At 33.8% G+C, this 10,654-nt stretch carries 11 protein-coding genes; 5 read left to right on the forward strand and 6 right to left on the reverse strand.

Going from position 1 to position 10,654, the window contains the following annotated elements; genetic code table 11:
- Nucleotides 1-66 precede the first annotated feature (66 nt).
- From dnaN to ACODSI_RS11510, 5 genes are all read right to left on the reverse strand, one after another.
- Nucleotides 67-1,185 carry a DNA polymerase III subunit beta gene (gene dnaN / locus ACODSI_RS11490; RefSeq protein ID WP_488916997.1) on the reverse strand — a complete coding sequence of 373 codons (1,119 nt, stop codon included), beginning with the start codon at nt 1,183-1,185 and terminating at the stop codon, nt 67-69.
- A gap of 62 nt (nt 1,186-1,247) precedes the next feature.
- On the reverse strand, nt 1,248-2,945 hold the full coding sequence (gldG, locus tag ACODSI_RS11495) for a gliding motility-associated ABC transporter substrate-binding protein GldG (RefSeq protein WP_488916998.1): 1,698 nt from the start codon (nt 2,943-2,945) through the stop codon (nt 1,248-1,250).
- Complete coding sequence (gene gldF / locus ACODSI_RS11500; RefSeq protein WP_488916999.1) at nt 2,945-3,670, reverse strand: gliding motility-associated ABC transporter permease subunit GldF; 726 nt, start codon at nt 3,668-3,670, stop codon at nt 2,945-2,947. Before gldF ends, gldG begins: the two co-directional genes overlap by 1 nt.
- A gap of 73 nt (nt 3,671-3,743) precedes the next feature.
- A complete protein-coding gene (locus ACODSI_RS11505) occupies nt 3,744-4,040 on the reverse strand; it encodes a putative quinol monooxygenase (protein ID WP_488917000.1) in 297 nt (98 codons plus the stop codon).
- A 4-nt stretch (nt 4,041-4,044) separates the two neighbouring features.
- The gene (locus ACODSI_RS11510) at nt 4,045-4,863 is read right to left on the reverse strand and encodes an SAM hydrolase/SAM-dependent halogenase family protein (RefSeq protein WP_488917001.1); all 819 of its coding nucleotides are present in this window, start codon (nt 4,861-4,863) and stop codon (nt 4,045-4,047) included.
- A 108-nt stretch (nt 4,864-4,971) separates the two neighbouring features.
- Here ACODSI_RS11510 and ACODSI_RS11515 point away from each other — a divergent pair, with 108 nt between their 5' ends.
- From ACODSI_RS11515 to ACODSI_RS11530, 4 genes are all read left to right on the forward strand, one after another.
- A complete protein-coding gene (locus ACODSI_RS11515; protein WP_488917002.1) occupies nt 4,972-5,922 on the forward strand; it encodes a PhoH family protein in 951 nt (316 codons plus the stop codon).
- A 294-nt stretch (nt 5,923-6,216) separates the two neighbouring features.
- The gene (locus tag ACODSI_RS11520; RefSeq protein WP_488917008.1) at nt 6,217-6,987 is read left to right on the forward strand and encodes an SDR family NAD(P)-dependent oxidoreductase; all 771 of its coding nucleotides are present in this window, start codon (nt 6,217-6,219) and stop codon (nt 6,985-6,987) included.
- 59 nt (nt 6,988-7,046) lie between these two features.
- A complete protein-coding gene (locus ACODSI_RS11525; RefSeq protein WP_488917003.1) occupies nt 7,047-7,991 on the forward strand; it encodes a phosphoribosylaminoimidazolesuccinocarboxamide synthase in 945 nt (314 codons plus the stop codon).
- 249 nt (nt 7,992-8,240) lie between these two features.
- Nucleotides 8,241-8,705 carry a hypothetical protein gene (locus tag ACODSI_RS11530; RefSeq protein ID WP_488917004.1) on the forward strand — a complete coding sequence of 155 codons (465 nt, stop codon included), beginning with the start codon at nt 8,241-8,243 and terminating at the stop codon, nt 8,703-8,705.
- A gap of 58 nt (nt 8,706-8,763) precedes the next feature.
- Here ACODSI_RS11530 and ACODSI_RS11535 read toward each other — a convergent pair whose 3' ends face one another.
- A complete protein-coding gene (locus ACODSI_RS11535) occupies nt 8,764-9,852 on the reverse strand; it encodes a M42 family metallopeptidase (RefSeq protein ID WP_488917005.1) in 1,089 nt (362 codons plus the stop codon).
- A gap of 80 nt (nt 9,853-9,932) precedes the next feature.
- Here ACODSI_RS11535 and ACODSI_RS11540 point away from each other — a divergent pair, with 80 nt between their 5' ends.
- A complete protein-coding gene (locus ACODSI_RS11540) occupies nt 9,933-10,604 on the forward strand; it encodes a DUF4294 domain-containing protein (RefSeq protein ID WP_488917006.1) in 672 nt (223 codons plus the stop codon).
- The last annotated feature ends 50 nt before the right edge of the window (nt 10,605-10,654 follow it).

A 10,654-nucleotide genomic window follows, 5' to 3' on the forward strand; every position in this document is an offset into this window, starting at 1 on the left:
TTAAATAAAAAACCGTCTCGTTTTATAAACAAGACGGTTTCCGTTGGTTGGGTTAGTTAATCTATCTTAGTTGTTAAGCATCACTGGCATAACAAGCATGGTTACCGTTTCGCCATCGTCAAGACCATCAACAGGAGTAAGGATTCCTGCACGGTTTGGCATGGACATTTCTAATTGAATTTCGTCCGATTGAAGGTTGCTCAACATTTCTAGTAAAAAACGTGAATTAAATCCAATTTGCATATCGTCGCCTTGGTAATCACAAGTCAAACGCTCTTCTGCTTTGTTAGAATAATCAATATCTTCGGCAGAAATATTCAATTCAGCACCAGCAATTTTCAAACGAATTTGGTGTGTTGTTTTATTAGAAAAAATAGCAACACGACGTACAGAACTAAAGAATTGTGTTCTGTCAATCAATAATTTATTTGGATTTTCTTTTGGAATAACCGCTTCATAATTTGGATATTTTCCATCAATCAATCGACATGTTAAAATGTAATTTTCAAAAGAGAATGTTGCATTAGCATCGTTGTAATCTATTTTCACTTCAGCATCAGAAGCACCTAAAATACTTTTCAAAATATTTAAAGGTTTCTTTGGCATAATAAAATCAGCTACTTGAGATGCTTTTACATCGGTACGCGCATATTTTACTAATTTGTGAGCATCAGTGGCTACAAAAATTAATCCTTCTGGAGAAAATTGAAAGAATACACCGCTCATTACCGGACGTAAATCGTCGTTTCCAGCAGCAAAAATAGTTTTGCTAATGGCTGTGGCTAATACTTCAGCAGGAACCAAGGTAGATGATGGATCTTCTAAAATTACCGATTTAGGAAATTCTTCTCCTGGTGCATACGCAATGGCATATTTCCCTGAATTTGAACTGATTTCAATCGTACTATTTTCTTCTACAGTAAACGTTAAAGGCTGCTCTGGAAACGTTTTTAGAATGTCTAATAATAATTTGGCAGGAACTGCAACGCTTCCGTTATCGGTTGATTCAATTTCTAAAGTAGCCGACATCGTCGTTTCTAAATCGGAAGAAGAAACCGTTAACGCTTTTTTATCTAATTCAAATAAAAAGTTATCTAGGATAGGTAAGGTATTGCTACTGTTAATAACACTACCTAAAACTTGTAGTTGTTTTAATAAATACGAGCTTGATACAATAAACTTCATCTTATATTATTTTTTACAAATATATCTTAAAGAAATAGATTTCAAAAAGATTTTTATTAACATTACTTGCTGTACTTTCTTTTTCTTAGGAAAGTAAATACTAATCCGAATACCAATAAAATTGCAATTGGCACTCCGATAGTTATGATCTGAGAAAATGTATATTCTTCATGTACTTTTTCTTTATCTAGAATAGGTAAATCAACTTCTTTACTACGGATGTTAATAAGTCCGTTATCATCGAGTAAATAATTCACACAATTCATCATGAATTCTTTGTTAGCATACAGATTGTTAGTCCATTTGTCAAAGCCTAATTCTAACGGTTGGTAATTTTTGTCCAATTGATTTTGGATGACATTTCCATCAGAAATTACAATCATTTTATTTTCTTTTCCAATAGGAGTAAAGCTGGTTTCTTTAAAAGGTAATACTCGATTTTGATATACCGAATGGAATTTCCCTTCCATCAATACGGCCACAGGAAGATTTCCTTTACCCGTAAATTCTTTTTGATCTGGACGTTCTTCCACCATATTCAGATTTACGGTTATTGGCGTTCCAACAGCTTTTGAATAGGGAGAACTTTGCAACAACACCGTTTTTTTAATATCGTTTTTAAGTACTTCAATCGGGCTGGCGAATTCAAATTTGATACCATCCAAATTACTTACAATCGGACTAATTTTAGACTTGTCTTTATTCTCAGTTGGATAAATCATTGGCGAATACAACCACGGAAATTTGGTGTATTGAGTAGCACTTCCTTGTTGACCTGTTGCCAACGAAATAGGAGTGGCCATAACATCTTTCACTAAGTCGGGTTTGATGCGAATACCATATTTGAAAAACATATCATTTAAATTCAAATCTCTAGGAAAGGCTAAGTTTTCACCAGTTCCCATCAAACTGTCCATTTCCATATTCACTTGATCCACCAACCAAAGGGTTTTTCCACCATTGATAATGAATTGGTCTAACACTTCCTTTTCGGCATCAGTAAAGGCTTCTGTAGGTTTGGCAATAACAGCCAAATCGTATTTTTTAAGCGCTTTTAAGGTATTGTTTGGATCTTTGGCAACCGAATCCAGGGTAAACGGACCAATGTAATAATTTTCACGAACTGATTTTAAAAAGTCGGCGATTTGAAGTTCGTGTAATTCACCGTTTCCTTTAATAATCGCGACTTTTTTCTCACGCGTTTTAGATACCGTATTGAAAGCATTGGCAAAAGCGTATTCTAAATGCTGTACCGAACTTACCACTTTTTCGGCCGTTGAAGCGCCCATCATGTTTTTCAACAAAGGCACTTTGGTGCTTTTATTTCCGTAAGTCACCACAGCCCAAGGAAAAACAACTTCTTGTGTTTGTTTGCCTTTGTCATCCATCGTTACGTTTAGCGGAGTTAAACCTCTATCGTAAAATTGTTGCATGATTTTATCACGTTCTTCTTCTTTTTCCAACGGATTGACAAATTGGAAAATAATGTTCGGATTGTAGGCTTTGAATTCCTCTAATAATTGTTGCGTTTCGGTTTGTAGTTTTTTGAATTCTCCCGGAAAATTGCCTTCTAAGAAGACATCAACATATAAGGGTTCTTTGACTTCTTTTATAATGATTAAAGAAGTTTCAGAAAGGGTATAACGTTTGTCTGCAGTTAAATCGAAACGTTTGAAAAAGAAATTTCCGGCAAAGTTCAGTACTACTATAATACCAATAATAGTAAGCAGATTTTTTAAGTTAGGTTTCTTATGTTCCATTACGATTTTAACGATTTTAATTTATAAACAGTCAACGATAGGAATAAAACGGCAATACTTACAAAATAAAGTACATCACGCGTATCGATAACGCCGCGACTCATACTTTTAAAGTGATAATCCATACCGAAAAAAGCGATGATATCTTCAAAATTTTTGACTTGTGAAGCCACACCTTGAAATCCAAAATACAGAATAAAGCATAAGAAAACTGAAACGATAAACGCCACAATTTGATTCTCCGAAAGAGTAGAAGTGAAGACACCTACAGCAGTGTATCCAGCAATTAAAAACAACAATCCGAAATAAGAACCCATGGTGCTTCCCATATCAATATTACCTTGTGGCATTCCCAGATCAGAAATCACGTGAACGTAAATAAATGTTGGAATAATAGCAATAACAATCAGTAAAAATGCTCCAAAGAATTTACCGCCCACAATTTCCCAAATCGAAATAGGTTTGGTCATTAACAATTCGATGGTTCCTTGTTTCTTCTCATCAGAGAAACTACGCATAGTCACAGCTGGAATTAAGAAAATTAATATCCAAGGTGAGATGGTAAAGAATGGTGTTAAATCGGCAAAACCGCTGTTGAGTATGTTGTAATCGCCTTCAAAAACCCAAAGAAATAATCCGTTGAGTAACAGAAAAATGGCGATAACCAAATATCCTATGGGCGAACCAAAAAAGGATTTAATTTCTCTTAATAATATTGATTTCATATCTAATTTGCCACAAAGGCGCTAAGTCACTAATTTTTTGTCTATTCTCTTTATTCTATTTTCTATGTTCTTTTTATTCCAAAGAAACTAATTTATCAACACTCCAAGCTTCGGGTTTATCATTGAATAATTTCTTGGTAAACGTCCAAACTTCGTCAAATAACGCCGATTTTCGGTAGTTTTCCAAATCGTCTTCCGTTTCCCAATAACTATAAGTGAAAAAGATACACGGATTGTTTTTATCGTGATACAGTTCAAGAAAACGGTTTCCCGGAGCATTTCGTATATGGGTTTTCATTAATTCAAAATTTTCCAAAAAAGCGGGAATATTTTCTTCGTGAAACGATAATTTTACGATTCGTACCAACATAAAACTAGTTATTAAAATTAATCATTACAAAATCTCTATAGGTCAATCCTAATAACGAAGAAGCCGAACCAATTTTTGGATTACTTTTGTAAATTCCAATTTCCAAAAAACCAGCTTCGTTAAAGATGACTAAATTTTTACCCATTATGGTAGTGGTTTGTTTATCGGCAGTTTCAATATCTGAATATTTTGCAAAAATGGTTTTGACTTTTTTACCTTTAAAATTCACTTCATAAGGTCTTCCTTTGGCCACGTCTAAAAATAATTTTCTAGAAATATTAGTAACCGCATTTCCAAAATGATCGATGTAAACCACATAACCTTTAATAGAATCTGGAGAAAGAACAGGTTGCAATTCGGTTACTTCTTTCAATGTTTTTATTTCTTTCCCAATAACACTCAACGAACCACCTTTGGCAATATGAACCGCTACGGTAACAAATACATCCATATCGGTAGCTTCTGGAAGTAATCGGTCGTGAATGTTGATAGCTACCATTTTTTGAGGTTTAATTTTCTGAATCAACATACTCAAAATTCCATTATCGGCTGCAATAAAATAATGCCCATTCCACTCAATGGCTACATGTTGGTTGTTTTCTTTTAGTTCAATATCAATACCAATTAGGTGTACCGTTCCTTTTGGAAAACTACTGTAAGCGGCACCAATAATATAACTTGCCTCGCTAGTATTGAACGGATCAATATGATGCGAAATATCAATAACCAACGCTTCGTTGTGTTGCGAAATAATTTTCCCTTTTAAAGCCCCAACAAAGTGGTCTTTCAAGCCGTAATCGGTAGTAAGGGTAATTATTGACATAAAATTGTTTATAACTAAATGAGAAACGTATTAGTGTATTTCTTAAATTTGAAATGATTGCAAAGCTAATAATATTTAGCAAAAAATTAATTAAAAAACGCCTTCCATTTGAACGAACGTATTATTGAATTACACGACATCGCTCCAAAAGAATTTTGGGGTGCACAAGACACTCATCTTGAAACAATTAAAAAGTATTACCCGAAGTTAAAAATTGTTGCTCGTGGCACAACACTAAAGGCATTTGGCGAAAAAGAAGAACTGGATGAGTTTGAAAATCGATTCAATCGATTAATGCTACACTTTACACGGTACAATAATATTGACACCAATGTTATTGATAGAGTAATTCAAAGCAATTCACAAGAAGAACAACGCATGCCCGACCATGACAAAATTTTGGTACACGGCATAGGCGGAAAATTAATCAAAGCCATGACGCCCAACCAACATAAATTGGTTGAGCAAGTTTTAAAAAACGACATGGTATTTGCTGTTGGTCCAGCCGGAACGGGCAAGACTTATACCGGTGTAGCCCTTGCGGTTAAAGCACTAAAGGAAAAGCAAGTCAAGCGAATCATCTTAACACGTCCTGCTGTGGAAGCTGGTGAAAATCTGGGGTTTCTTCCCGGTGACATGAAAGAAAAACTAGATCCTTACATGCAACCGTTATACGATGCTTTGCGCGATATGTTACCGCCGCAAACCTTAGAAGATTACATTTTAAAAGGAATTATTCAAATTGCTCCTTTGGCTTTTATGCGTGGTAGAACTCTCGATAATGCCTTTGTAATTCTGGATGAAGCACAAAACACCACGCATTCGCAAATGAAAATGTTCTTGACGCGTATGGGAAAAAACGCTAAATTCATCATCACCGGTGATCCTGGGCAAGTCGATTTGCCTCGAAGAACTATTTCAGGATTGAAAGAAGCTTTGTTGGTGTTGAAAGATATCGACGGCATCGGAATCATTTACCTGGATGATAAAGATATTGTCCGCCACCGATTGGTTAAAAAGGTAATCGATGCTTATAAAAGTATCGAAAATCACGATTAATTAGATTTTTAAATACTAAAATTTGGAGCGAATGGTTTGGAAATTGTAGTTATTGCAATTCCTGCTTTTCGCTTCAATCTTTTTGTGATTTAAAAATAACAAAAAGGATTTCGCTTCAATCAGGGCTACAACGGTAATCTGTAAACTAGAAATAACCACTTCAATCTAGTTTTGTTTTAAATAACATCATTTTTTGGTTTTGTATCTAAAATACTATAGATTTGGAAACCTAAAAACCAACCAAAAATTAAAACTATACTCATTACAGGCGCTTCTGGCGGACTAGGCAAAGAAATCGCGCTACATTTTTCTGAAAAGAATTGGAATGTTATCGCCACAATGATTTGCATCAAAGAAGCTGCTGTATTTATAGACGTTCCAAACATTAAATGCTACGAACTTGATGTTACTTCTTCTGAAAGTATTGAAAAAGCAAAAATTGAAATTCTAAATAAATACCAATCTATTGATCTTATTATCAATAATGCTGGTATTGGTTACCGCAGTTTTGTGGAGTTATCAGAAGATGCTAAAATCGATTGCATTGTAAAAGTCAATTGGCTTGGAGTGGTTAAGGTCTGTCGGGCTTTTATTCCCCATTTTAGAGCACAACAAAAAGGACAGTTTATTAACATTACTTCCATTGCTGGATTAGTCAATTTACCCTTAGGAAGTTTTTACCATCCCACTAAACAAGCTGTTGAAAGTTTTTCAGAATGTATGGCTTACGAACTTATGGATTTTAATATTAGTGTTGCAACGGTTCAATTTGGTAATGTGCCTTCCAATTTTCAAAAAAATGTAACCAAATGCGAAAAATCTACTGTCGAGTCTTATAATGATATGATGCAAAGTATCGACGGAATTATGAGTCGAAAAACGTGTGACAATCACGATTTATCCGCTACAATTTTAGATAAAATATATAAAATTGCTGAAAATCCAACCAAAGGATTTAAAAAATATTCCATAGGGTTTGATGCCAAATTGATGAAAAACCTTAGAAGATTTCTAGGGTATCGTTTGTTTGACAAACTTATCAGACGATATGTTTTAAACAAATAAATAATTGTATTTGTGTTGAAAACAAACTATTTTTGCCCAACACAACAACACACTATATAATGAATACAATAACTACAACCCATTTTAATTTTCCCAATCAAAAATCAGTGTATCGCGGTAAAGTTCGTGAAGTATACAACATTAACGACGAACTTTTAGTAATGGTTGCGACCGACAGGCTATCGGCTTTTGACGTCGTTTTACCAAAAGGCATTCCATATAAAGGTCAAATTCTAAACCAAATTGCAACAAAATTCATGGAGTTAACTTCCGATATTGTTCCCAACTGGTTGATTGCAACACCCGATCCCAATGTGGCAGTCGGACATCTTTGCGAACCTTTTAAAGTAGAAATGGTAATTCGAGGTTATCTTTCAGGACACGCAGCTCGCGAATATGCACTTGGAAAAAGAACTATTTGTGGTGTTACACTGGAAGACGGACTGAAAGAAAATGATCAATTTGCAACGCCTATAATTACACCAACTACCAAAGCGGACAATGGTTCACACGACGAAGATATTTCACGTGAAGATATTTTAGCCAAAGGAATTGTTTCTGAAGAAGACTATTTAATACTTGAAAAATACACGCGTGCTCTATACCAACGCGGTACAGAAATTGCGGCCAATCGTGGATTAATTTTAGTGGATACTAAATATGAATTCGGAAAAACCAAAGACGGAGTAATTGTATTGATTGATGAAATTCACACACCGGATTCTTCGCGTTATTTTTATAGTGAAGGGTATCAAGAGCTGCAAAATTGCGGAGAAGAACAGAAACAATTGTCTAAAGAATTCGTGCGTCGTTGGTTGATTGAAAATGGATTTCAAGGAAAAGAGGGACAACAAATTCCAGATATGAGCGATGCTTATATTGAATCGGTTTCAGAACGATATATCGAATTATATGAGAATATTTTGGGAGAAAAATTCATGAAAGCAGATATTTCAAATATCAATCAACGTATTGAGATGAATGTATTAGAATACTTAAAATAACTTTTCAGTATTAGTATAAAAAGGCCACGATTTATCGTGGTCTTTTTATTTATTCGTAACTTTGTGTAACAATTTTTAAACGTCATCGTCTTATTGTTTTATAACAGTAAATAATTAAAAGTCATGAAAATAAGGAATTAGTTTAAGTTTATAAATAACTACTATGTAATACAAGGTATTAGTTTTAAAAAATTACAATTATTATTAAAAAAAATCATCATCAATCATCATCATTAAAAAAAACAAATCATGAAAAATTCAATCATTTATTTAGGAATCTTTGCAAGTATGTTTGTTACAACTTCATTTGCAAAATCAATCGAAATGGATCAACAAAATCTAGAAACAGAAGGAGCTAAAACAGAATCAAAAGTAGATTGGAAGGTAACTTCAGAAAATTATTTATCTAAACCAAAGGTAAATATAGAATCGGAAGATAAAGTAATGGCATCAATAGCAGTAATTTCCTCGCATTATAAAAAATCAAACGAAGAAACAATTGAAGAAAATAAAAAAATCACAGAAAGCCAAGACGAACAATATCGACCATTAACTATTGAACCAACGATAGAAGACTATATCCGATTGGAGAATCAAATAATTGAAAGTACAATTACAAATGAAGTTTACCCAATTGATTTTGATTTAATCAATTCATCCAATAAAATGTCTACTAATTTTGAATTTAAAACTAAAGAAGCTTTTAAATCATAATTTGAAGAATAAAAAAGTCCCAAAGCAATTACGTTTTGGGACTTTTATTTTAATAGCTCTATTTAAAGTAAGAGAAATTGTGATTGTTTTCTATTTGTAACAAACTCTCATAAATCAATTTAATAACATTTTCAACATCTTCCCGATGAACCATTTCAACCGTTGTGTGCATATAGCGCAATGACAGTGAAATCAACGCCGATGCTACACCACCATTACTATAAGCAAAGGCATCCGTATCGGTTCCTGTTACTCGTGAGGTCGCATGACGTTGAAACGGAATTTTCTTTTCTTCAGCAGTAGTAACAATCAATTCACGAAGAATGTTCTGAGTAGCCGGTGCATAGGCTATAACCGGACCTTTTCCCATCTGTAAATCTCCTTCAATTTTTTTATCAATCATCGGTGTTGTGGTGTCATGACAAACATCAGTTACAATTGCAACGTTTGGTTTTATGGTTTGGGTAATCATTTCTGCACCACGAAGACCAATTTCTTCTTGTACCGAATTCACAATATACAATCCAAAAGGCAAATCTTTTTTGTTTTCTTTCAATAAACGCGCCACTTCAGCAATCATAAAACCGCCCATTCTGTTGTCAATCGCTCTACAAACAAACTTATTTTCGTTCAAAATCATAAATTCATCTGGATAAGTAATAACACAACCCACATGAACGCCTAATTTTTCTACTTCTTCTTTGGTAGCACAACCACAATCGATAAATATATTGTGTAAAGTAGCAGCCTCTTCTTTACCACGATTTCTCGTATGGATCGCAGGCCAACCAAAAACGCCTTTCACAATACCATTCTTAGTATGAATATTTACACGTTTTGAAGGTGCAATCTGATGATCAGAACCACCATTTCGTATTACATAAATAAGTCCGTTATCAGTAATGTAATTCACATACCATGAAATCTCATCCGAATGTCCTTCTATTACAACTTTAAATTCTGCATCAGGATTAATAACTCCTACTGCTGTTCCATAAGTGTCCGTTATAAAAGTATCAACATAAGGTTTTAAATAGTCCATCCATATTTTTTGTCCGCCAACTTCATATCCTGTAGGCGATGGATTGTTTAAGTACTTTTCTAAAAATGCTATCGATGATTTTGTAAGTATAGATTTTGTTGCCATATATTTTTTTTTGCTAAAATATAAATTTGGCATCACACTTGTTAAGGATATTCTATATTTTTACATTAAAATTAGTAAGCATGCTGAAGAACAAATTTCTACTAATCCTATTTCTTATTTCATTTGGTTCATTTGCTCAAGTAGTAAATGAGCCAGAAGTTGATACCGACGAAATTGATACCACCAAAATGGATACTATTTATCTGAGAGAGTTAGTGATTTCCAAAGTCAAATTTGATCCTGAAGAACAGAAACAATTTCTATTGTTACAAAATAGAGTATATAAGGTATATCCATTTGCCAAAACTGCGGCCGAAAGATTGTCTTTGATGAACAAAACTATGGGAAATCTCAAATCCAATAAGGAAAAAAAGAAATACTTTAAGATAGTTGAAGATTTTATGGAGAATGAATTCAAAGAAAAATTAAAAAAGCTATCTCGAAAACAAGGGCAAATTTTAGTTAAGCTGATTTATCGCCAAACCGGAATCTCTACCTACGATTTAATTAAAGACTACAAAAGTGGTTGGAAAGCTTTCTGGTCCAACAGTACTGCACGCCTTTTCGATATAAATCTTAAAGAAAAATACCAACCCTATGACAATAATGAAGACTTCCTAATAGAAACTATATTGTCTAGAGCTTTTATCAATGGTCGATTAGTCGAACAAAAAGCTGCAAATCCTATAGATATTGATGACTTAACCGAACATTGGGAGCAACTCGCAAAAGAACTAAATAAAAAGAAATAATTTTCAGCAGCGAAAGTTCAGTGCATTTTAGTGTATGTAATTCCCGCTTT

The organism is Flavobacterium sp. FG139 (assembly GCF_057809695.1).

Bases quoted from the DNA above. Each gene is read 5' to 3' on its own strand.
- ACODSI_RS11505 (WP_488917000.1), bottom strand. From the start codon at position 4,040: ATGTTGGTACGAATCGTAAAATTATCGTTTCACGAAGAAAATATTCCC.
- ACODSI_RS11535 (WP_488917005.1), bottom strand. From the start codon at position 9,852: ATGGCAACAAAATCTATACTTACAAAATCATCGATAGCATTTTTAGAA.
- dnaN (WP_488916997.1), bottom strand. From the start codon at position 1,185: ATGAAGTTTATTGTATCAAGCTCGTATTTATTAAAACAACTACAAGTT.
- ACODSI_RS11530 (WP_488917004.1), top strand. From the start codon at position 8,241: ATGAAAAATTCAATCATTTATTTAGGAATCTTTGCAAGTATGTTTGTT.
- ACODSI_RS11510 (WP_488917001.1), bottom strand. From the start codon at position 4,863: ATGTCAATAATTACCCTTACTACCGATTACGGCTTGAAAGACCACTTT.
- gldG (WP_488916998.1), bottom strand. From the start codon at position 2,945: ATGGAACATAAGAAACCTAACTTAAAAAATCTGCTTACTATTATTGGT.
- ACODSI_RS11525 (WP_488917003.1), top strand. From the start codon at position 7,047: ATGAATACAATAACTACAACCCATTTTAATTTTCCCAATCAAAAATCA.
- ACODSI_RS11540 (WP_488917006.1), top strand. From the start codon at position 9,933: ATGCTGAAGAACAAATTTCTACTAATCCTATTTCTTATTTCATTTGGT.
- gldF (WP_488916999.1), bottom strand. From the start codon at position 3,670: ATGAAATCAATATTATTAAGAGAAATTAAATCCTTTTTTGGTTCGCCC.